At 69.5% G+C, this 21,822-nt stretch carries 15 protein-coding genes; 7 read left to right on the forward strand and 8 right to left on the reverse strand.

The genetic code is table 11. From position 1 onward, the window contains the following. Positions 1–14: 14 nt before the first annotated feature. Genes AB0F17_RS10930 through AB0F17_RS10940 form a run of 3 tightly spaced genes read right to left on the reverse strand, consistent with a single transcriptional unit; the run spans position 15 to position 2,802 of the window. Positions 15–854 carry a carbohydrate ABC transporter permease gene (locus AB0F17_RS10930; protein WP_358019718.1) on the reverse strand — a complete coding sequence of 280 codons (840 nt, stop codon included), beginning with the start codon at positions 852–854 and terminating at the stop codon, positions 15–17. Continuing rightward, positions 851–1,768: a sugar ABC transporter permease gene (locus tag AB0F17_RS10935; protein WP_358019721.1), complete on the reverse strand. Its 918-nt coding sequence runs from the start codon at positions 1,766–1,768 to the stop codon at positions 851–853. Before AB0F17_RS10935 ends, AB0F17_RS10930 begins: the two co-directional genes overlap by 4 nt. Further along, on the reverse strand, positions 1,765–2,802 hold the full coding sequence (locus tag AB0F17_RS10940; RefSeq protein ID WP_358019724.1) for a LacI family DNA-binding transcriptional regulator: 1,038 nt from the start codon (positions 2,800–2,802) through the stop codon (positions 1,765–1,767). The genes AB0F17_RS10935 and AB0F17_RS10940 overlap by 4 nt, the downstream gene beginning before the upstream one ends. 131 nt (positions 2,803–2,933) lie before the next feature. On the opposite strand from AB0F17_RS10940, the gene AB0F17_RS10945 reads away from it, so the two are divergent. Further along, positions 2,934–4,379: an extracellular solute-binding protein gene (locus AB0F17_RS10945; RefSeq protein WP_358019727.1), complete on the forward strand. Its 1,446-nt coding sequence runs from the start codon at positions 2,934–2,936 to the stop codon at positions 4,377–4,379. Positions 4,380–4,393: 14 nt separating this feature from the next. Continuing rightward, the gene (locus AB0F17_RS10950) at positions 4,394–5,836 is read left to right on the forward strand and encodes a sulfatase-like hydrolase/transferase (RefSeq protein WP_358019730.1); all 1,443 of its coding nucleotides are present in this window, start codon (positions 4,394–4,396) and stop codon (positions 5,834–5,836) included. 45 nt (positions 5,837–5,881) lie between these two features. On the opposite strand, the gene AB0F17_RS10955 is transcribed toward AB0F17_RS10950, so the two are convergent. Continuing rightward, the gene (locus AB0F17_RS10955; protein WP_358020860.1) at positions 5,882–6,871 is read right to left on the reverse strand and encodes a S66 peptidase family protein; all 990 of its coding nucleotides are present in this window, start codon (positions 6,869–6,871) and stop codon (positions 5,882–5,884) included. A 104-nt stretch (positions 6,872–6,975) separates the two neighbouring features. Here AB0F17_RS10955 and AB0F17_RS10960 point away from each other — a divergent pair, with 104 nt between their 5' ends. Continuing rightward, positions 6,976–10,545, forward strand: a complete 3,570-nt coding sequence (locus AB0F17_RS10960) for a hypothetical protein (RefSeq protein WP_358019733.1) — start codon at positions 6,976–6,978, stop codon at positions 10,543–10,545. An 82-nt stretch (positions 10,546–10,627) separates the two neighbouring features. Here AB0F17_RS10960 and AB0F17_RS10965 read toward each other — a convergent pair whose 3' ends face one another. Continuing rightward, on the reverse strand, positions 10,628–12,691 hold the full coding sequence (locus AB0F17_RS10965; protein WP_358019735.1) for a beta-galactosidase: 2,064 nt from the start codon (positions 12,689–12,691) through the stop codon (positions 10,628–10,630). Positions 12,692–12,761: 70 nt separating this feature from the next. Then, positions 12,762–13,760: a LacI family DNA-binding transcriptional regulator gene (locus AB0F17_RS10970; protein ID WP_358019738.1), complete on the reverse strand. Its 999-nt coding sequence runs from the start codon at positions 13,758–13,760 to the stop codon at positions 12,762–12,764. A 393-nt stretch (positions 13,761–14,153) separates the two neighbouring features. On the opposite strand from AB0F17_RS10970, the gene AB0F17_RS10975 reads away from it, so the two are divergent. From AB0F17_RS10975 to AB0F17_RS10990, 4 genes are all read left to right on the forward strand, one after another. Next, on the forward strand, positions 14,154–15,065 hold the full coding sequence (locus AB0F17_RS10975; RefSeq protein WP_358019741.1) for a sugar ABC transporter permease: 912 nt from the start codon (positions 14,154–14,156) through the stop codon (positions 15,063–15,065). Continuing rightward, entirely contained in the window at positions 15,062–15,976 is a 915-nt protein-coding gene (locus tag AB0F17_RS10980; protein ID WP_358019744.1) for a carbohydrate ABC transporter permease, read from the forward strand. The genes AB0F17_RS10975 and AB0F17_RS10980 overlap by 4 nt, the downstream gene beginning before the upstream one ends. 43 nt (positions 15,977–16,019) lie before the next feature. Continuing rightward, positions 16,020–17,396: an extracellular solute-binding protein gene (locus AB0F17_RS10985; protein ID WP_358019747.1), complete on the forward strand. Its 1,377-nt coding sequence runs from the start codon at positions 16,020–16,022 to the stop codon at positions 17,394–17,396. 116 nt (positions 17,397–17,512) lie between these two features. Next, a complete protein-coding gene (locus tag AB0F17_RS10990) occupies positions 17,513–19,057 on the forward strand; it encodes a three-helix bundle dimerization domain-containing protein (RefSeq protein ID WP_358019750.1) in 1,545 nt (514 codons plus the stop codon). A 14-nt stretch (positions 19,058–19,071) separates the two neighbouring features. On the opposite strand, the gene AB0F17_RS10995 is transcribed toward AB0F17_RS10990, so the two are convergent. Together AB0F17_RS10995 and AB0F17_RS11000 are read right to left on the reverse strand one after the other, a co-directional pair. Next, entirely contained in the window at positions 19,072–20,454 is a 1,383-nt protein-coding gene (locus tag AB0F17_RS10995) for an MFS transporter (RefSeq protein ID WP_358019753.1), read from the reverse strand. A 171-nt stretch (positions 20,455–20,625) separates the two neighbouring features. Next, positions 20,626–21,543: a LysR family transcriptional regulator gene (locus tag AB0F17_RS11000; RefSeq protein ID WP_358019756.1), complete on the reverse strand. Its 918-nt coding sequence runs from the start codon at positions 21,541–21,543 to the stop codon at positions 20,626–20,628. Positions 21,544–21,822 lie beyond the last annotated feature (279 nt).

The following is a 21,822-nucleotide window of genomic DNA, read 5'->3' on the forward strand; positions in this document are numbered from 1 at the left end:
TTTCTCCGGAAATTTCAGGATTTGACGGCACCGGCGATGCCCTCGACGAAGTACCGCTGCAGGGCGATGAACAGCGCGACGACCGGCAGCAGCGAGATCGTCGCCGCGGCGGCCATGCCCGACCAGTCGGTGGTGTTCTCGCCGATGAACGCGAGCATGCCGACGCTGACAGTGCGCAGGTCGGGCCGGGAGAAGGTGAAGACCAGCGGCAGGAAGAACGCGTTCCAGGTGGACAGGAAGGTCAGCACGGTGACCGTGGCCGTCACCGGCTTGGCCAGCGGCAGCATGATGCGGAAGAAGACGGTCGCGAACCCGGCGCCGTCGAGGAGCGCGCTTTCGGTCAGCTCCTTGGGTATGCCGCGGAAGTACCCGACGTACAGCAGGATCGCCGCCACGTGCGCGGCGCCCGACATCGCGAGGATCATGCCGGTCAGCGAGTTCAGCATGCCGAGCCGCTGGGCGACGTCGACCAGCGGGATGATGGTGTATCCGGCCGGGACGAACAGCGTGGCGACCAGGACGCCCATGACGATCCGGCGGCCGCGGAACTCGTGGCGGGCGATGACGTAGCCGGCCATGGCGCACCGGACGACCACGACCAGCACCGTGAACACCGTGACGATCACGGTGTTGAGCAGGTACTTCCCGAACCGCGCGTCCTCCCACGCGCGTTCGTAGTTCTCCCACTGCGGGTTGCCCGGCAGCAGGTCGAGCCCCTTGGTGAACACCTCGGCCGACGTCTTCAGCGACGCGGCGACCATCCACAGGAACGGGTAGATCCAGATCAGGCAGCCGATGGCGAGCGCGGCGGCGGCGAGCCACCAGGGCAGCCGGCGCAACAGTCCGCTCCTCATGCCGCCCTCCTGGCCCGGCGGGTGGCGCGTATCGCGAGCAGTTGCAGCAGCCCGACAAGGCAGACGAACAGGCCGAACAGGACGGCGGCCGCGGACGCGTACCCGAGCCGGGGGATCGTCGCGGCGAAGGCCCAGCGGTAGATGTACACCTCGATCACCTCGGTCGAGTAGAACGGACCGCCCCCGGTCATGGTCAGGACCAGGTCGAAGACCTGTAACGACGCCTCGATCGACAACAGGGTGATGATGACCAGGAAGGGCTTGAGCAGGGGCATCGTGATGTACCGCAGGGTGCCCAGCGCGCCGGCTCCGTCGAGGCGCGCCGCCTCGTACACCTCGTTCGGCACGGTCTGCAGCGCGGCCAGCCAGTAGATCAGGGTGATCCCGAACCACTTCCACACGTACACGCCGATCGTCGTGCCCAGCGCCGTCGCGGACTGCCCGAGGAAGTCGATGCCGTCCGGCGCCAGACCGGCCTCGCGCAACGCGAGGTTCACCGGGCCGCTGGCCGGGTCGAAGACGAACTGCATGACCACGCCGACGATCGCCGTGGTGGTGACCACCGGCAGGAACAGGGCCGTACGGAACAGCTTGCGCAGCGGCATGCGGGGCGAGTTGAGGACGATCGCCAGCAGCAGAGTGGCCAGCACCTGGACGGGCACCGCTAAGAGCATGAACGTCAGCGTCAGCCGGAACGAGCTCCAGAACATCGGGTCGGCGAGGACCTCGCGGTAGTTGGCCACGCCGATGAACGACGGGCTCGCGTCGAACCCGTTCCAGTCGGTGAGCGAGTACACGTAGCTGCCGACGATCGGGTAGACGGTGAACGCGCCGGACAGCAGCACGGTCGGGGTCAGGAACAGCCAGATGTACAGGGTGGTGCGGGAACGGGCGGCGGGGATCGCGACCGTCATCCGCCCGCTCCGGCGACGCCCGTGGTGCTCTCGTCGACCATCAGCCGCCACGGCGCCTCAAGCTGGACGGCCGGGCTCTTGTCACCCTCGACGCGCTCCAGCAGGCGGGTCACGGCGAGCTCGGCGATCCGCTCCTTGTCGGGCGCGATGGTGGTCAGCGGCGGGGTGGCGAACCGGCCCTCCTCGATGCCGTCGAACCCGACCACGGCGACGTCCTGCGGCACCCGTAGCCCGCGGGCCAGCACCGCCCGCATCGCCCCGAGCGCGAGCAGGTCGTTGTAGCAGAACACCGCATCCGGCGGCTCGGCCAGATCGAGCAGGCGGTCCATCGCGAGCCGGCCGTCCTGGCGCTGGTAGCGCTGTACCCGTACGGCGAGTTCGGGCCGGATGGGCAGGCCCGCCTCGGTCAGCGCCTCCTCGTATCCGGCCGATCGATGCGCCGCGGTCTCCCTCGCGGGCGGGCTGGACGATTTCTTCGGAACGTGCGGCACGCCGATGGCGGCGACACGGGTCCGGCCCAGCGAGATCAGATGCCCCGTGGCGGCCTTGGCGGCCGCGGTGTCGTTGATGGCGACGTGGTCCACGCCGTCCACCCGCACCTCGCCCAGCATCACCGTCGGGCACTTGCCCGCCCAGCGGCGCAGCTCGTCCTCGGTCAGACCGAGCGGGCTGAAGATGAACCCGTCGAAGAGAGCCGACCGGTCCCGCCGCATGACGATCTGCCGCTCGCGTTCCGCCGCGCCTTCGGTGCGGTCGATGAGCACCGTGTATCCGCGCTCCTCGGCCCGGTCCACCACGTGGGCGGCCAGTTCGGTGAAGTACGGCACGTCCAGCGGCAGGACGAGGGCCAGCAGGTTGGACCGCCCCCGGTTCAGGCTGCGCGCCGCGATGTTGGGCCGGTAGTCGAGCTCGTCCAGGGCCTGTTGCACCTGGGCGCGGGTCTCCTCGGCCACGTAGGCGAAGTTGTTCACGACGTTGGAGACGGTCCGCACTGAGACTCCCGCCCGCCGCGCCACGTCACGTTGTGTCACCACGGTCGCTCACCTTCCTTAGTTGCTATGAAGAGTCTTGCCGCGCGGCATGCCGCGTGGCAAGAATGAGTTTGCCACGCGGCAACATTGCTTAACGAGACCTTCACACGGCCGCGGGGTGGAAGGCAGGACCGATGGACGCGATGACTCGGCGGGGATTCCTCGCCGCAGCGGGCACTCTGGCCGCCGCGACGGCTTGCGGTGGCGGCGGTGGTGCCGGTGCCGGCGGCAACTCGCTGACCTGGTGGGACCACCAGAACCAGCTCCAGAAGGCGAAGGCGGAGATCTTCGCCGAGTTCGCCAAGAGCCCCGGCGGCGTTCCCGTGCAGTACACCTACTACAACCCGGCGAAGATGGGCCAGGCGCTGCAACTGGCCAAGCAGAGCGGCCAACTGCCGGACATCCGCACCAACGCCGGGCTCAACCTTCCTGCCGCGACGCTCGTCGCCGCCGGGTGGGCGCAGCCGCTGAACCTCAGCGATGAGGCGAAGGCCCGGGTCCAGGACTCGCTCATCGAGGGCCTGCACGTCTTCGACGGCAAGATCTACGCGTTCCCCATCTTCAGCCATCAGACCTACTCCACGGTGACGTGGTTCAACACGGAGCTGGTCGCGCGCGCCGGGCTGGACCCGCAGGCGCCGCCGAAGACCTACGACGAGTTCCGGGCCGCGGCCGGCGCGGTGCAGCGCTCGGCCGGCGGCGGAACGTACGGCTGGGTGTGGAACATCGGCATGCCGATCCGGCTGGGCGACCAGGTCCACGACCTGGCGCAGGCGGCCGGGTTCCCCGGGGGCGCCGGAGTGAGGTACCAGACCGGCGAGTACGCCTACCACGCCGACGAATACCTCGACGTGATCGAGTTCCTGGTCTCGCTGCGCCAGGACAAGGTGCTCGTGCCAGGGGCGAACTCCTGGCTCGACGACGTGGCACGGGCCCGATGGACCGCCGGACTCGCGGCGTACTACTTCGACGGTCCCTGGTGCCCCGGCGTGGCGCTGAAGGACACGCCCGGCTTCGGGGACAAGCTCGGCGTGGGGCCGATTCTGGTGCCTGACGCGGGCACCGCCGTGGCCACCTACCATGTGCCGCAGCCAGGAGAGTACTGGCTGTCGCCGACGAGCAAGAAGGCCGCGGCGGCGAACAAGCTGCTGAGCGACCACTTCACCACCGAGGAGTACTCGCGCACGATCGCCGGGACCATGTCGCAGCCCCCGCGCGACATCTCCGTCGTCGAGCGATCCCAGGCGCACCCCGCGTACAAGAAACTGATCGGCTGGTTCAAGGAGAGCGTCTTCCTCGCCCCCGAACCGATCGCCGGCAACAAGGACATCAAGCGGGTGCAAGCCGAGCTCAAGCCGGTGACCCCCACCCTCGGGGACATCGTCCAGGGTGCGCTGACCGGCGACGTCACCGACGTCCGCGCGGCGTTGACCAAGCTGTCCAGCGACAGCGCCAAGCAGCGGGACCTGGCGATCGCGGCGGCCAAGAGCAAGGGCGCGCAGGTCGGCCTGGACGACTTCGCCTTCCCCAACTGGAAGCCGCGGGCGGACTACCTCAAGCCGATGTACGCGAAGCGCTAGCGGAGGCCCGACCCGTGAACCGACCGAACATCGTGCTGATCATGACCGACCAGCAGCGGGCCGGCTGGACGGCCGCGAGCGGCTTCCCCCTGGACACCATGCCCTTCCTCGACGGGCTGATGAGCACCGGCGCCCGGTTCGAGCGGGCGTACACCACATCGCCGTTGTGCGTGCCCGCCCGGGTCAGCCTGCTCACCGCACGATATCCGTCCGCGCACCGAGTCCGGCAGAACAGCGCCGCGGAGCACGTGCTGCGCGGAGCCGACCTGGTGGACGTGTTGCGTGCCGCCGGCTACGCGCTGCACCTGGCGGGCAAGACGCATTTCTACCGGCAGCCCGCCGACTTCGACACGTTCGCCGCGCCGTACTGGCACGATCGCGGCCCGATGGCCACGCCTGACCAGACGCTGTTCGAGCAGTGGCTCGGCTCGCTCGACCACTCGGTCAGCCGTGAGCCGACGCCGTTTCCGCTGGAGTGCCAGTTCCCGTACCGGATCGTCGACGGTGCGATCAACGCGATCGACCGGACGCCTGCCGACCGGCCGTTCTTCACCTGGCTGTCGTTCCCCGAACCGCACAACCCCTACCAGGTCCCGGAGCCGTACTTCAGCCTCTTCGCGCCGGACCAGGTGCCCGAGCGGCTGGTCGGGCCCGAGGGCGCCGAGCGCAAGGGCGGCACCTACACCTGGCTGCGTCGGCTGATCGAGGAGAAACGGCCCGGCTACGACGCCGAGTGGCGGCGATATCGCGCCAACTACTGCGGGATGCTCCGGCTCATCGACGACCAACTGCGCCGGTTCTTCGCACACTTGGGTCAGCGGGACACCCTGGTGTTCTTCGTCGCCGACCACGGCGACTACGCCGGCGACTACGGCCTGCAACGCAAGGGCGCGGGCATGTCCGAGAGCCTGATGCGCATCCCGTTCGCCGTGGCCGGACCGGACGTGCGGCCGATGGTCAACCGCACCGACTTCGTCTCGCTCGCCGACCTGTTCCCGACGATCTGCGACGCGCTCGACGTCGAGATCCCGGTCGGCGTCCAGGGCCGCAGCCTGTGGCCCATGCTCACCGGAGCTCCGTATCCGGCCGGGGAGTTCGCCAGCGGGTACGGCGAACGCGGGTTCGGCGGGCTCTCCTACGACGTCGACGAGCGCCCCTCGTTGCATTTTCCGTACGAAGGCCGCACCTTCGACGAGCTCAACACCGTCACCCAGGCCGGCACGACGGTGATGCTCCGGCGCGGACAGTGGAAGCTGCTCCTGGACGAGCGCGGCACCGGCGAACTCTACGACCTGGACGCCGACCCCGCGGAGCTGGACAACCGGTACGACGATCCCGCGCTCGCCACAATCCGTGCCGACCTCACCACCGATCTCGCCCGCTGGATGATCCGCGTCCGGGACGACCTGCCGGAGGCGGCCTACACCCTCAAACGCGCACCACACAACTGGCACTAGTGCTCTCGTCATCGGGGGCTCCCGGCGAGCCGACGACGCGATGGGTCAGTGGTGGAGCAGTGTCAGGCTTGGCCGGGTGTCGGTGATGGCGAGCCGGCCTTGGCCGCCGATCGGGAAGGTGGCCAACGGGTGGGTGTGGCCGACGTCGATGTTGGCCAGGACGGGGACGCCGGTCAGTGCCGGTTGGGCGTCGATGATCTGTTCCAGCAGTGGGCGGGTCATGCGGCTGGCGTGCTGGAACCGGCCGATCGCCAGTCCGCGGACTCCCGGAGCGTCGGGAAGCTGCAGCAGTGAGGTCAGGTCGCGGGCGAAGGTCGCCGGGTGCGACTCGAGGTCGTCCTCGAGGATCAGGAGCGCACCGTCGAGGGAGGGCATGAAGGGGGTGCCCTGCAGCAGGTTCAGTGTGCAGAGGTTGCCGCCGACGATGTGTCCCTCGGCGGTGCCGGGCCGGATCGGCCACCATCCGTCGTTGGGGGTCAGGTCGCGTTCGTCCTGGTCGAGGAACCAGAGATCGTCGCTCCAGTGCGCCACCGGGGCCAGGATGATCGGGGCGGTGTCGAACATGACCGAGGTGAACCAGCGCAGGGTCTGCTCGAAGTGGTCTCGCATGCCGAACGTCGACCAGTGGGGACCGGAGTAGGTGACCAGCCCGGTTCGGGCGAGGATGGCGTTCTGCAGGGCGGTGATGTCGGAGTATCCGCACAAGATCTTCGGGTTGGCCCGGATCAGCTCCCAGTCCAGGAACGGCAGGAGCTCGTTGCAGTTGTAGCCGCCGATGACCGTCAGGATCGCGGCCACCGACGGATCGGCGAAGGCCTCGTGCAGATCGGTGACCCGTGAGGCGATGCTGGAGGAGTCGAACGCGTCCCGCTCATCGACATGGCCGCCGTACGAGAGCGTCAGGCCCAGCTCGGCGAACCGAGACCTGATGACGTCGGTGTGGTCGTGCTCCATCACCATCGCGCGGGACCTGGACGGCGCCACCACTCGTATGACGTCGCCCGCGGTCAGCTTGCGGGGGAAGATCGCATCCATCACCGCCGAAGCCTAACCGCGACTTGCGCGGCAAGGGGATGATCGGTCACCATCGTCGGCATGACTAGTGGAAAGGGCGTTCTCCGCCCAGGCCGTTGAGGCCCATGGAGCCGGCCGAGGAGCCGGCCTCCGACATCTCCGCCGCCGCGTTGCTGGCGCGTCTCGAACCTCTGCCGTACCCACGGCGTATGCGGGCGCTGGCACTCCACGCCCGCCGCCTAGCAGGCACCTCCCACCTGCGGGTCCTCCTGGTCGAGCTGTCCGCGCAGGACCAGCGCACGGCACTGCACGTGGCCATGGCGGCACGTGACCTCGATTTCATTCAGGAGGTCCTGGCCGGACCCGACATGGGGCTGCGACGCGCGGCCCTGCGCGCGGTGCGTACCCTTCCCGTGCCGGATCCGGCGGTCGCCGCCGCGCTTCAGGACGCGCCCACCGAGCTGCGGCTCGCGCTGTACCGAACGCTGGCGCAGGGCCGCCGGCCGGCGCTGGCCGAGTCCCTGCTGCCGGAGGTCCATGCTCGGTGGGGGGACCGGGAGGCCGCCGCGCTGCTGCCGGCCTGCGGCGTCAGGATCGTCGCGCGATGGCTGCCCGAGCTCGCCCACGCGGTGACGTCCTGGACGGCACTGGCCAAACGGCATGCGGGGGCGATCATGGCGGTGGCCGAGGAGGAGCTGTCCACGGGCGTTCACGCGTGGACGTGGTGGCGCCGCCGCGGCGCGGGCGTGGAGCTCGCATCGCTCGCCGAGCCGGCTCGCCTGCTGGCCCTGCTGGAACGGCACGACCTGCGCCACAACCTCCTCAGGTTTCCCGGCACGGTCTTGAACGCGCTGTTCAGGGCGGACTCCGCACGTGCCATGAGGTTGCTCGTCGACGCCTCGTCGGACAGCTGGGCGGGGCCGCCGAAAGCGCTGCTTCGCCACCTGCGGTCGGGCTCGGACGCGGAGATCCTGCGCCTCGCCTCGGCCGATCATCGGCTCGGCCTGGTGCTGCGGTGGCTGCCGCCCTCTCGCCGGGCCGCGATCTTCGAGGCGGGCGCCGAGCAGAGAGGCGGTTCCACCGGGCTGTGGGCGATGCCGCTGCTCAGGTGGCTGCCGGCCGAGTCGGCGGCGGCCGAGGCCAGGCGCATGCTCGCCTGGCACGACTCGGTGTGGCACTCGTCCCGCTCCCGCCTGGACAATCCGGAAATTCCGCTGGAGCTCACCTCCTACCTGCCGTACGAGGAGGCCGTCGGCCCGCTGCGTGCGGCCGCTGTGGGCGGGGACCCGCGGCGGCGCGGGCCGGCCAGGACGCTGCTGGTGCAATGCACGGCCCGCACCCGGGACCGGGCGGCGCTCCATGCGCTTCTGGCCGACCTGGCCCAGCGCACCGTCAACGAACAGGACCTGCTCCGCCGGGACCTGCTGATCGCTCTGGGGGACGTCTCGCCGGTGCTGTTCGACGACTCCTGCGCCGGGACGCTGGACCGCATCGCCACTGATGCGGTCGAAGCCCCGGACTCCTCTCCTGCCACGCAGGAGGCGCTCCGGAGCTTGGCCGGACGGATTCTGCGGCACCACGACCCGGCCATCGCGCCCGCGCTGACCGCGTGGGCACTGGGCGCTTACGGAAAGCTGGTGGCCCGGCATGGCGCGGGCGGGCTGCCGCCCGAGCCTTCCCCTGCCCGCCGCCATCGTTATGCTCCCGCGGGGTCGCACCGTCTGGATCGGGTGCTGCGCGCCGGTCAGGAGCACGACCTGCTCGCGGTGCTGCGCCCGCACCTTCGCGCCGCACGTGAGCGGGCGGATTTCGCCCTGGCCGTGGCCCTCGCGCACGCGCTCGGCCGCCGCTCGTGGGCGTTGGCCGAACTCCAGGACGACCTGCGCGCCGCCATCCGCACGGCGCCGGAGCCCCTCGCCCGCGAGGCCGCCGACCTCTGGCTGACCCGCCCGCACGGCCGCCGCCCAGCGAATGCGGCAGCTCAGCGGGCGGAGCGGGTGGTCGATCGGACGGCGCAGGTGGTCGAGCGTGCGGAGCGGGTAGCCGATCGGACGGCGCAGGTAGTCGATCGGACGGAGCGGGTAGTCGATCGGACGGAGCGGGTAGTCGAGCTTGTGCGCGAGGATCCGTCTGCCATCACGCTGCCCGCCGTCTGGCGGACGGTGGCCCGCCACCGCACCGACCTCCTGCTGCCCCTGCTGGACGGGAACCACGGCGGCCGGTTCGCCGACCTCGCGTGGGTGCCGCCGATCGGCGTCGGCGACGCGAGCCGATGGACCCCCGACCAGCGCGACCGGATACGCGCCAGGCTCGCCGCCACCGTCCAGGACGAGCAGCTGACCATCGCCACCCGAGTGGCCGCCGTCCAGGCGACCGGCCGAATCAGCCACGATCTGGACCTCCTCACCGCGTGGGCGAACCGGGAGGAGACGGTGCTGGCCGAAGCCGCCATCACCGCCATGGCGAAGGCCGGCGGTCCTGCCCGGGCGGTGACCGGCGCGCCTGCCCAGGCGGTGGCCGCGCTCCTGGACCAGGCCGGCGGCCAGGCCTCCCGTGTCGCGGTGGCCGCGCTGAATCGATGCTGCCAGGCGGTCCCCCCGTCCCAGCTCGGCCCGCTCTTGGAGCGAGCGCTGACCGCCCCCGGCAGCAAGGTGACCCTGCGCAAGCTGGCCGCCCGCCAGTTGGGCCACAACCGCCCGCCGGGCGCGGTGGACGTGCTGCTCCGGGCATGGGCGGACCCCGGGCTGCACCAGGACGTACGGGTGGCCGTGGCCTCGGTGTTGCGTGGAATGCCCGAGGACCCACGGACCCTGGACGCGCTCGGGGAGGCCGTCGGCCGGCACGCCGACGAGCTGATGCTGCGCACGCTGTTCCAGGCCCACCCGATGGAGTACGCCCCCGGCGTCCGTCCCCGCTACGCGGACCTGGTACGTCGGCTGCTCATGGCCGCCGACCTGCCCGGGGTGCGCTTCCGAGGGTCGAAGGCGTTCGGCTTGTGGGCGCACTGGTACCGCGGCGGCTTCGAAGAGATCATCGAGGCCGCGGCTGATCCGGGGGCGAACGAGCAGGTCATGGAGGTGTTCCTGGCGCTGTTGCGGGCCGGGGCGATCCGGTTCCAGACGCTCGACGTCCTCGCCCGGCTGGCCGCCGCCGTACCCGGTGAGGGCTTTCGGACGCCGGCGCGGGGACGTGTGGCCGCCATCACCGCGAGCCTGGCAGCGATGCAGGACAAGGCGGAGCCATGGCAGCGGCGGCTCGCCCGTGACGCGATGGGCGTGCTCGCCGTTCAGCCGCTCCTGCTGCCTCATGTGGTCCGGCTCGCCGTGGCCCTGCTCCCCACGGACATGGACGGAGACGGCGAGCCTGCGGGGTTCGGTGACGCCTTGTGCGCGCTGGCCGACCTGCTCCGGGACCGGCCGGTTCTCGCGGCTCGGACGGCGGACCAGGAGATCTCGGAGCTGTTCAGCGACTACGGCCGACGGCGGGCCATGCCGATCGCGGTCGCAATGCCCTCGGCTCGGCAATTGACAGCCCGGGGTGACCTGGCCGGGGCCTTGTTCGCACTCACGCTCACCCAGGTCGGCGGGAGGCGTACCGACTGGGCGGCCCCGTGGCGGGAGATTCTCCGTGACCTACGCGACTCGCCGCACCTGGAGGTGCGCCAGGAAGCCTGGGACACCTCCGTCGTCGACTGACCGCTCGTGGGAACGCCGCGTCGTGCGGACCGGGCAGGTTAATAGGGCGGTCGGCCTGCCCGGCGTGACCTGCGATCGCGTTCTAGCCGGCGGCGCGGAGGACTGCGACGCCGAAGGGGGGCAGTGTGGCGGTGCCGACGGTCTCGCCCGATGGGTCGAGGGCGTCGGCCCACTCGCCAGTGAGGGTGATGTCGTGTTTGTCGCCAGTGTGGTTCAGCAGGATCAAGAAGCGGCGGCCAGGTCCGGTGCGGACGCTCGCCTGAGTCCCGGAGGGCAGGTTCTCGACGACGGGGGTCACTCCCGCTTCGGCGAGGGCGAGGCCGAGGATCGCCCGCATGCTGGGCGGGTCGAGGCGGGTCGAGAGGTAGCGGGCCGTCCCCTCGCCGAACTCGTGCCTGGTCACGGCCGGGCGGCCGGCCCAGTCGTGGGTGTCGAAGGCGACCTCGGCCTCGGCGCCGACGAGCCGCAGGTCCTCTCGCCACAGGTCGGCGACTCCCTCGAGGTGCGAAAGCGCCCCGCGGCCGCGGACGGGGAACGACTCCTGCTCCGACACCGGGCAGAACTCCTCCACCCGCACCCCGAGGACCTCGCGGAGCGGCGCGGGATAGCCGCCCAGGTGGACCCGGTCGTACTCGTCCACGATCCCGCTGAAGAAGGAGACGACCAGCGCGCCGCCGCCGGAGACGTACGTCGAGACGCGCCCCGCGTCCTCGTTCGACAGGAGGTACAGGTTCGGTACGACGACGAGGGCGTAGCCGGTCAGGTCGGCTGAGGGCGGCACCACGTCCACGCCTACGCCGAGGTCGAACAGCGGGCCGTAGTGGTCCAGCAGGCGGTCTTGCTGGCGTACGCCGTCCGAGGGATGGGAGTCGAGCTCGAGCGCCCACCAGCTGTTCCAGTCGAGCAGGATCGCCACCTGGTTGCGGACCCGGGTGCCGGCCAGGTCGGGCACCGAGGCGAGTTCCCTGCCGAGCGCCACGACCTCGCGGTAGACCCGGCTGTCGGCCCCCGCGTGCGGCACCATGCCCGAGTGGAACTTCTCGGCGCCGCCGCGTGACTGCCGCCACTGGAAGTACAGGATCGCGTCGGCGCCGTGCGCGACCGCCTGCCAGCTCCACAGGCGCATCTGGCCGGGCTGCTTGATCGGGTTCCTGGTCCGCCAGTTGACCGCGCTCGGCGCCTGCTCCATCAGGATCCAGGGATCCCCGCCCCTGGAGCCGCGCATCGTGTCGTACACCAGGCCGGGGGCGAGATGCGGCTGCTCGTCCTGGGGGTCGGGGTAGGAGTCGACCGCCGCGATGTCCAGCCTCGGCGCCCAGTCGAAGACGTCCACGGCTTTCAGGCCGCCCAGGAAGTTCGTGGTGATGGGCACCTCGGGAGTGACCCGCCGCAGGATGCCGGCCTCCAGGTCGAAGCAGTCGCGCAACGCCTCGTTGCTGAAGCGCAGGTAGTCGAGCTGCTGGGCCGGGTTGGGGTACGTAGGAGCCGTGCGGGGCGGCCGGATGTGGTCGAAGGACGCGTAGCGCTGCGACCAGAAGTCCGTCGACCAGGCGTCGTTCAACGCCTCGACGTCGTCGCCGTACCGCTCCCGCAGCCAGCGGCGGAAATCGTCCGCCGACACCTCGCAGTAGCAGGCCGCGATGTGGCAGCCGTACTCGTTGCCGACGTGCCACAGCCCGAGGGCCGGGTGGTCGCGGTAGTGCGCGGCCAGCCGCTCCACCAGCAGCGCGGCCCGTTCCCGGTAGACCGGGCTGGACGGGCAGAAGTGCTGGCGCCCGCCGGGTCCCAGTACGGTCCCGTCCGCGGTGACCGGCAGGATCTCCGGGTGCTCGTGGACCAGCCACGGCGGCGGTGACGCCGTCATGGTGGCGAGGTCGGCGGTGATGCCGTGCGCGTGCAGGTCATCAAGGACCTGGTCGAAGAACGAGAAATCGTAGGCTCCGCGCGCGGGCTCCACGCGGGCCCAGGCGAACACCCCGACGGTCATGAGGTTCACCCGGGCTTCGGCCATGAGCTGCAGGTCCTCCGCCCTGGTCTCGGCCGGCCACTGCTCCGGGTTGTAGTCACCGCCGAAGGCCACGCCGCCGAGCCGGCGCCAGAACCGGTCGCCCGGGGACGGGGCGCCGGCGGTCCCGGAGACCGGCATGACATCGCGAGGTACGGCGTTCATTGTGGGCGCGGCGGTCTCGGCAGGCGAGGGCGCCGCTCCTCCCTTCTCATGGTGTTGGTGGCTTCGGCGGCGGTGCGCCGGTGCTCTCTCTGACGATCAGCTCGGGGGTGATGAAAGCGGTGGCGGAGGGGGCGGTGCCGGTCTCGATCTGGCCGATCATGAGCGAGACGATCCGCTCCGCCACCACGTCGAAGTCCTGGCGGACGGTGGTGAGCGGCGGGGAGAGGTACGCCGACTCGTCGATGTCGTCGAAACCGGCGATGCTGACGTCCTCGGGGATGCGCCATCCCGCCTTGATCATCGCGCGCATCACGCCGAGTGCCATCTGGTCGTTGGCCGCGAAGACGGCCGTCACGCCGGGCCGCTCGGCCAGGACGCGGCCCGCCTCATAGCCGCTGGCCGCGCTCCAGTCGCCGAACACGACCTGGGGGACCACGGCTTTCGCCTCCTTGAGCGTCGCGTGCCAGGCCTCGGCCCTGCGCCGCGCGGCATAGGAGTCCTCGGGCCCGGCGACGTGCCAGACCGTCTCGTGGCCGAGGTCGAGCAGGTGACGGGTGACGAGCCTGGCGCCGAGAGCCTGGTCGGTGTCGACCATGGGGTGGCGGTGGCTGGCGTCGCCGTCGGCCATCACGACCGGCACGCCCGGTGGCAGCCGGAGTGCCGGTGTGTCGAGGATCTGCGCCTCGATGAGCACGATGCCGTCGACTGCCTGCATCGTGAGCTGGTCGAACGCCTCGTGCACGGCCCGCTCGGTCTGCGACTCGATGGCGATCATGTTCACGGTGTAGCCGGCCCGCTGCGCCACCCTCGTGATGGCGTCGACGGTGCGGGCGTTGCCGAAGTTGCCGAGCCCGAAGCTGATCAGACCCAAGGTGCGGAACTGCCCGGTGACCAGGGCACGCGCGGCCGTGTTGGGCCGGTATCCGAGGACGCGCATGGCCGACAGGACACGCTGGCGGGTCTCTTCCTCGACGTTGCTGCGGTTGTTGACCACTCGGGAGACCGTCTGGCTGGAGACCCCGGCCATCGAGGCGACATCAGCCATGGACGGCCGCCTGCGCGGGCGCCGCCCTGACGCCGTTTCCTGGGTCGCCCCGTCCACTGTCACCTCTGGTCGTCGGATCGGCCTGCTGTCCGTGCAAACTCTCGCATGATGTTTACGTAAACACGACCCATCCGTCAATGGCACCCGCCCTTGGCGATCGCAGCGCCCAAATATGTATAAATCAGGCATCGCTGTTAACTTTGGGTTACCTATTGACACGTCTCGCGACCCGTTCCAGACTACGGAACGTCCCCAACATGTTTACGCAAACACGCAATCACCCCGCCTCCTGGCCCTGAGCGGAACACGGCAGCGCAGGTCGGAGTGTGGCTTCAAGGAGGGTTCAGTGTTCGTCTTCGTGGCAGCGCGAACATCGCGCGGCAGGAGCACGAGATGACCGCGCCTGCCGTACGCGCGGGTCTCCCCCGGCCCTTCCTGCGCCTGCGTGTCGCCGGCTACGCCTTCTTCCTGCCGTTCTTCGTGGTCTTCCTGGTCACGGTGGTCGCGCCGCTGGCGTACGCGATCTACCTCAGCTTCTTCCAGGACCGCATGATCGGTGGCACGGTCTTCTCCGGCCTGGCCAACTACACCCGCGCCATCGGCGACGCGCTGTTCGGAGCCGGGCTGCTGCGCGTCGCGCTCTTCCTGGTGGTGCAGGTGCCCGTCATGCTGCTCATCGCCCTGGGCTGCGCGCTGGCGATCGACAGCGGCAGGCTGCGCTGGCCGTCGCTGTTCCGCATCACGATCTTCATGCCCTACGCGGTGCCGGCCGTGGTGTCGGCCCTCATGTGGGGTTACATCTACGGCGACCAGTTCGGCCTGGTGGGGCAGATCGGCGACGCCCTGGACGTCGCCGTCCCCGACCTGATGTCGCGCTCCTGGATGCTCGGGTCCATCGGCAACATGGTGACCTGGGAGTTCGTCGGCTACAACATGATCATCCTGTACGCCGCGCTGCGCGCCATACCGGAAGAGCTCTACGAGGCCGCCGAGATGGACGGAGCGGGAGCCATCCGCATCGCCTGGAGCGTCAAGCTGCCCGCGCTGCGCCCCGCGCTGCTCGTGGCGACGATCTTCTCGATCATCGGCAGCTTCCAGCTCTTCAACGAGCCGAACATCCTCCAGAAGCTCGCACCCGCGGTGGTCACGACGAGCTACACGCCCAACATGTACGCCTACAGCCTCGCGTTCAACGGCCAGCAGATCAACTACTCGGCGACCGTCGCCGTGGTGCTCGGCCTGGTCACCGTCATCGTGGCGTACGCGGTGCAGATCCTCACGGCGAGAAGGGAGAAGACCCTGTGACGGCCGTTGCCGCACGCCCGCGGGTCGCGCACCCATCCTCCAAGCACTCCAAGGCGAGGCAACGGGGGAAGAGCCCCGTCCTCACCGTGATCATGCTGGTGATGTTCGGGTACGCGGTCCTGCCGCTGTTCTGGCTGCTGGCCAATGCCAGCAAGAGCGGCGGGGACCTGTTCTCGACCTTCGGACTCTGGTTCGGCGGGGACTTCCACCTGTTCGCCAACATCGGCGACACCCTGAGCTACAACGACGGCATCTTCGTGCGCTGGTTCGGCAACACCGTGCTCTACTCCGTGGTGGGCGCGGGCGGGGCCGCCCTGCTGGCCACCATCGGCGGGTACGCCCTGGCGAAGTACGACTTCCCGGGCCGCAAGCTGCTGTTCGCGGTGGTGCTCGGCGGGATCTCCATCCCGGGGACGGCCCTCGCGGTGCCGACGTACTTGCTGTTCAGCCAGATCGGCATCGTCGACACCCCCTGGGCGGTGCTCATCCCGTCGCTGTGCAGCCCGTTCGGTCTCTATCTGATGCGGGTCTACGCGGCCGACGCGGTGCCCGACTCGATCCTGGAGTCGGCCCGCATCGACGGAGCGAGCGAGTTCAAGATCTTCCGCACCATCGCCCTGCGGCTGCTCGCCCCGGGATTCGTCACGGTCCTGCTCTTCGCGCTGGTCGCGACGTGGAACAACTACTTCCTGCCGCTGATCGTGCTGAACTCGCCGGACTGGTTCCCGCTCACCGTCGGGCTCAACCAGTGGAACGCCCAGGCCAACAGCGGCACCTCCGGCGCCGGTGACGCCACCTACTCGCTCATCCTGACCGGCAGCCTGCTGTCGATCGTGCCGTTGATCATCGCCTTCCTGGCGCTCCAGCGGTTCTGGCAGTCGGGCCTCGCCACCGGAAGCGTCAAGCAGTAACCCTCCGTGAATCCCAGTGAATCCCTGTGAATGAGGAAACGTCATGAGAACACTTCCATCGCGGCGCGGTGTCGTGACCGCCGGGGTCGCAGCGGCCCTTTCAGTGGCCCTGGCCGCGTGCGGCGGCGGCACCGGTGGGGGCGCCACCACCGCCCCGGCCGCCGCCGCCCCGAGCGCGTCGGCGGCGGTCCAGGACGCGCTGTCCAAGCCGGCCGAGCTGACGTTCTGGACGTGGGTCACGGGGGTCGACAAGACCGTCGCTCGCTTCGAGGCGAAATATCCGAACATCAAGGTCAACGTGGTGAACGCGGGTCAGTCCGCCGACCAGTACACCAAGCTGCAGACCGCGATCAAGGCCGGCTCCGGCGCGCCCGACGTGGCCCAGATCGAATACTTCGCGCTGCCCCAGTTCGCGCTCGCCAAGCAGGTGGTCAACCTCGCCGACCATGGCGCCGCCGCGCTGAAGGACAAGTTCGCCCCCGCGGCATGGGGCCAGGTGGCGATCAACGGTGGTGTCTACGGCATCCCGCAGGACACCGGCCCCATGGCGATGTTCTACCGGAAGGACATCTTCGACAAGCTGAAGATCAAGCCGCCGACGACGTGGGCGGAGTTCACCGAGGCAGCAAAGAAGATCAAGGCTGACAACCCGGACAACTTCCTCACCTCCATCGACCCCGGAGACGCCGGCGGTGTGGACAGCCTGATCTGGCAGGCGGGCGGCGCGCCGTTCAAGACCTCGGGCGAGAGCTCGGTCAGCGTCACGCTCGCCTCCGACCCAGGCGTCAAGCAGTGGGTCGGCACCTGGAACACCCTGCTCAGCGAGAAGCTGGTGGACCCGCAGCCCGGCTGGACGGACGAGTGGTGGAAGGGCATGGGCTCCGGCAAGTACGCGGCCTGGCTGACCGGCGCCTGGGCCCCGAACGGCATCATCAACTCCATTCCCAAGACGAAGGGCAAGTGGGCGGTCGCCCCGATGCCCCAGTACGACGCGGCCAAGCCGATGAACGCCGAGAACGGCGGCTCCTCGGTGGCGGTCATCCCGCAGAGCAAGAACATCCCGGCCGCCGTCGCCTTCGCGGAGTGGCTCAACTCCGACCCGGAAGCCGTCAAGTCGCTGAACACCGAGGCCGGGCTGTTCCCCGCCACGAAGGCGCTGCTCGACGACCCGGCGTTCCGTGACACCCCGCAGGAATTCTTCGGCGGACAGAAGATCAACCAGGTCCTGGGCGACGCCTCGGCCGCCGTCCGCGCCGACTGGCAGTACCTCCCCTTCCAGGTGTACGCCAACAGCATCTTCAAGGACACCGTGGGACAGGCCGTCGACGGTGGCGGCGACCTGTCCGCGGCCCTGAAAACCTGGCAGGACCGGATCACCGCCTTCGGCACCGAGCAAGGATTCACGCTGAGCGGCAGCTGACCCCATGACGACCGGCGGCCCGGCGGGAGACACTCTCCCGCCGGGCCGCTTCACGCATTTTTGTGAACGAATAATAACTCGCACTCTCCTTTTGATAAATGAAAAATGATTGACCGGTGAACGCGACTGCGGCTTTGAATGGGCGGTTGACTTCGGGTTATCTGCCCGGCCGAAATCCCTATAAGGTTGGGCGCGCGGCGCGCGGGCAGACACGGCGGCTTCGCCGCGATATCTGGGTCGAGGAGATACTGGTGAGTGGCGAAACCCACCGCGAAGACCAGGCGATACGCCGGGCGACCGATCGCCTGGTCCAGGTCTTCGCCGGCACCCACTCCGCCGAGCACGTCAAGGACGTGATGGAAGCGGTCCATCGCCGCTTCGACGGCTATCCCGTCAGGGACTTCATCCCTGTCCTGGTCGAACGCATCGTCCGCGGGGAGCTGGTGGCAGAGGCGGCGGCGGCCGCCCAAGCGCCGTCAGAGGCGTCCGTGGACGTCCCGCCGGAGGCCGCCGCGGACACCCACCTCACGACGGCGCCGGACACTCCTGATTCACCCACTCCAGAAAACGATCGACAATCGCGAATCCGCGGCAAGGGATTTCTCTTGCTAATCCTGGGTGTCGCGCTTGCTGTGATCGCCGCCGTGGTGATCGTGAATCTCAGGCAGGCGGAGACACCGCGTCCGCTCACGACCGTGCGCGGTGTGATCGGCTCCGAGAAGAAGGCTTTCTTCGAGGATCCACAAGTACTGAAGGCCTTCGCCGACAAGGGGGTGAAGGTCGAAGTCGAACCGGCGGGCTCACGCCAGATCGCCACCTCGATCGACCTCGGACGGTACGACTTCGCCTTTCCGTCGAGCGCACCGGCGGGCGAGTTGATCCAGCGCCAACGTCATGTCAGCGCGAAATACACGCCGTTCTCCTCGCCGATGGCGATCGCGACGTTCAAGCCGATCGCGGACCTGCTGACCAAGGCGGGCGTCGTGAAACAGGGCGCCGTCCTGACCTTCAACGTCGACCGCTACCTCGAACTGCTCACCACAGACGTCAAGTGGGCCCAGCTCACGGGCAACACCGTCTATCCCGTCGACAAGAACATTCTGATCTCCACGACGGACCCTCGCACGTCGAATTCCGCGGCCATGTACCTGGCGATCGCCAGTTATGTCGCGAACGGCGGCAAGATCGTGCACGGCGCCACCGACGAGAAGAACGTGCTGCCTCTGGTGACTCGGCTCTTCACCAGCCAGGGCTACACCGACAACACCTCCGAGGGCCCGTTCGACCAATACCTCACGGTGGGCATGGGCCCGACACCGATGGTCTGGATCTACGAGGCGCAGTTCGTGGACGCCGCCGCGCGCGGGCGCATCAAGCCGGAGATGGTGCTGATGTACCCGTCGCCGACCGTGCTGTCCAGGCACACACTGGTGCCGCTCACCACGGCCGGCGACCGCGTCGGACGCCTGCTGAGCACCGATCCGGAGTTGCAGAGGCTCGCCGCCGAGCACGGGTTCCGCTCGGGTGACGCCACCCAGTTCGCCAAGGTCGCCGCGGATCACCACGTGCCCGTCGCGAAAGATCTCATCGACGTGGTCGACATCCCGTCCTATGACACGCTTGAGCACCTGCTCAGCGGTGTCGCCAAATCGTACGGTTAGCGAACCGCCCAGGGTCAGGCGGCGATGTCCGTCAGGGAGCGGTCGCGGGTTCGGACGCCGAGGCGGATGATGGCGGCGGCGATCACGAGGAGGGCGACCATCACGAAGGACGCCGGTCGCGCGCCGAGGCTCGTGAGGATGGGGAGCACCACGAAAGGTGTGACGGCGCCGCCCAGGTGCCCGACACCGTCGGCGATGGCCGAGGCGGTGCCGCGGGCGCGGGTGGGGAAGACCTCGGCGGTGTAGGTGTAGGCCGGGGTGGCCATGAAGGCGATGCCGAACGAGCTGAACAGGGCACCGGCGGTGGCGACCGCCTCGCCGAGGTCCAAGGTGATGAGCAGCAGGGACGCGGCGAACACCAGGGTGCCGATGACGATCATGGTGCGGCGTTCCATCCGCTCCACCAGCAGCACGGCCGCGAGGACAGAGATCAGCGGCATGACCCGGCCCAGCACGGTGACCAGGATCGCCTTGGAGGTCGAGATGCCGATGCCTTCGAGGATGAGCGGCAGGTAGCTGGCGTAGCCGTACATGGCCACGTAGAAGATGAACCAGAAGCCCAGCACGATGAGCATGCGGCCCAGGTACGGGGCCTTGAACAGGGCCCGGGCGGACACCTCCTCCTCGGCGGGGACACTCTCCTGGCCGATGAGGTCGTCGGGCGGCACGGTGCCCCCAGGCGGCAGGCCGACGCGGGACTCCATCTGGCGGACGATGTGGTCGGCCTCCTCCGCACGGCCCATCGCGACCAGCCAGCGCGGCGACTCCACCAGGGCGTTCTTGTTGACCAGCGGCAGCACCAGCAGCACCAGGCCGCCGAAGCCCAGCAGGAAGCGCCAGCCGGTGGAGGAGGCCGCCAGCACCGGCAGCGAGGCGAACCCGATGACCAGGAGCAGCACGGTGCCGACCATGTACAGGCGCGACAGGTAGCCGCCACGCTGGTTCTTCGGGGCCAGTTCCCCGATGTAGGCCGAGCACAGCGCGAGCACGGCGCCCATCCCGCAGCCGGTCAGGAACCGGAAGAAGGTCAGCGACCACACGTCCCACGAGAACGCCGTCAGGAACCCGCCGACGCCGAGCGCGGCGATGGTCAGCGTCAGGCCCTTCTGCCGGCCGTACCGGTCGGCGACGCGGCCGAACAGGTAGGCGCCGATGCAGTAGCCGACGAGATTCCAGGTGATCGGGTACCCCAGCGCGGCCCCGGTCAGCCCGAACTCGTCGCGCATGGCCGGCAGGGTGATGGCGAGGACGGAGATGTCGTAGTTGGCGAAGAAGAAGCAGAGCATGAGGGCGAGCCAGGCCGCCCGGTTGAGCCCGACCCTGGGCATCGCGTCGATGCGGGCGTCCACGCCGCGGGCCGACACCGGCGCAGGCGAATCGAGGGGCATGTGAGACATCGCGGCCTCCTGAAATGGGACGAATGGAGCGTGGGCTGGAGGCGCTCTCTAGCGGCGGGGCTTGTGGCGGGGCTCACATAGAGGCGGTGCGACGAACGGTAGGCAGGTCGTGGCGGCGGTGACCATCGCGGTTTGGCACACGTGCACATGCGCCAAACCGCAACGTGCGGGCTACAGGGTCAGGGCCTGTCCGGCCCACTCTTCGCGCATGGCCGCGACGAGGTCGCTCACCAAGGGGTCCTGCTCCACCCGGGAGCGCCGCCACGCCACGCCGAGCAGGAACTCCAGGTCCTCGCGGAGCGGGATCACCGCGAAGGCCGGGTCGTCGAAGACACTGGCGCTGCCGCCGTTGCGCGGATCGATCGTCAGGGTGAGGCCGTGGCCGCGTCGGACGTGGCTGGCCAGCATGACCGAGTCGTTGTCCGGCATCTGGTGGAACGAGGTGATGCCGGCGTCCCGCAGCCGCTGGTGCAGCCGGTCCACCGCCAGCGGCTGAGGCGTGAGCGGCCCGACGGTCATCGTCCGGTGCGCGACGTCCTTCAACGTCAGCTCCGGAGCACCGGCCAGCGGGTCATCGGCCCGTATCGCCACCGAGAACATGTACCGGGCGACCACCAGGCTGTCGAGCTCGACCCGGTCCAGCGGGAGGTGCACCAGGACCGCCTCCAGCTCGCCCCGCTCCAGGGCGGGTAGCAGCTCGGCGGACCGCGCCATCGTCACGTCCACGGGGTGCGCGGGGAACCGCTGCTCGGCCACCGCCACGAACCGGTCCATCACCGCGGGCGGGCACAGGTGCGTGCCGCCCACGCGCACCACGCGGCTCTCCGTGGCCGACGCCTGGTGGACGGCCTCCTTCAGGCCGTCCACCTGCTCCAGGATGCCGCGTACCCGCTCGACCAGGACGGTGCCGCCGGAGGTCAGCTCGACCTGGTGGTAGCGGCGGACGAACAGCTCGACGCCCAGCTCCCGCTCCAGGTCCTTCACCGCGCGGCTGACCGGCGACGGAGTGAGGTGCAGCCGCTCCGCGGCACGACCGAAATGCAGTTCCTCGGCGACGGCGAGAAAGCACCGCAGCTGCTGTACGTCCATGAGGCGGGAGTCTGTGACGGACCGTCGCCGCACGTCAACCCGCGCGTCGCGGTTGGGGCCCGGTGATCCGGCCGAAACGCACGCCGTTCACACGTTGCCGATCGGGACGCGTGCCACGTTGCCGTTTCGGACGTTTTCCGGCAGGAATCCCTGTGGCATTCTCCGTCATACGACACCTGTCGGTAACAAATCCGGCGCGCAGGCCTGAGCCGCCGGCCGCCGGTCCGGATCGCCTCCGAGGTCCGTGACAGGTCACGTCTGGCGTCATTCGCGCATGTC

This window comes from Nonomuraea sp. NPDC026600, assembly GCF_040638335.1.
Lineage (GTDB): Bacteria > Actinomycetota > Actinomycetes > Streptosporangiales > Streptosporangiaceae > Nonomuraea.

Excerpts from the sequence above, each read along its gene's own strand:
- AB0F17_RS11000 (WP_358019756.1), bottom strand. The coding sequence starts at position 21,543 with ATGGACGTACAGCAGCTGCGGTGCTTTCTCGCCGTCGCCGAGGAACTG.
- AB0F17_RS10975 (WP_358019741.1), top strand. The coding sequence starts at position 14,154 with ATGACCGCGCCTGCCGTACGCGCGGGTCTCCCCCGGCCCTTCCTGCGC.
- AB0F17_RS10970 (WP_358019738.1), bottom strand. The coding sequence starts at position 13,760 with ATGGCTGATGTCGCCTCGATGGCCGGGGTCTCCAGCCAGACGGTCTCC.
- AB0F17_RS10935 (WP_358019721.1), bottom strand. The coding sequence starts at position 1,768 with ATGACGGTCGCGATCCCCGCCGCCCGTTCCCGCACCACCCTGTACATC.
- AB0F17_RS10995 (WP_358019753.1), bottom strand. The coding sequence starts at position 20,454 with ATGTCTCACATGCCCCTCGATTCGCCTGCGCCGGTGTCGGCCCGCGGC.
- AB0F17_RS10945 (WP_358019727.1), top strand. The coding sequence starts at position 2,934 with ATGGACGCGATGACTCGGCGGGGATTCCTCGCCGCAGCGGGCACTCTG.
- AB0F17_RS10930 (WP_358019718.1), bottom strand. The coding sequence starts at position 854 with ATGAGGAGCGGACTGTTGCGCCGGCTGCCCTGGTGGCTCGCCGCCGCC.
- AB0F17_RS10955 (WP_358020860.1), bottom strand. The coding sequence starts at position 6,871 with ATGGATGCGATCTTCCCCCGCAAGCTGACCGCGGGCGACGTCATACGA.
- AB0F17_RS10960 (WP_358019733.1), top strand. The coding sequence starts at position 6,976 with ATGGAGCCGGCCGAGGAGCCGGCCTCCGACATCTCCGCCGCCGCGTTG.
- AB0F17_RS10965 (WP_358019735.1), bottom strand. The coding sequence starts at position 12,691 with ATGCCGGTCTCCGGGACCGCCGGCGCCCCGTCCCCGGGCGACCGGTTC.
- AB0F17_RS10985 (WP_358019747.1), top strand. The coding sequence starts at position 16,020 with ATGAGAACACTTCCATCGCGGCGCGGTGTCGTGACCGCCGGGGTCGCA.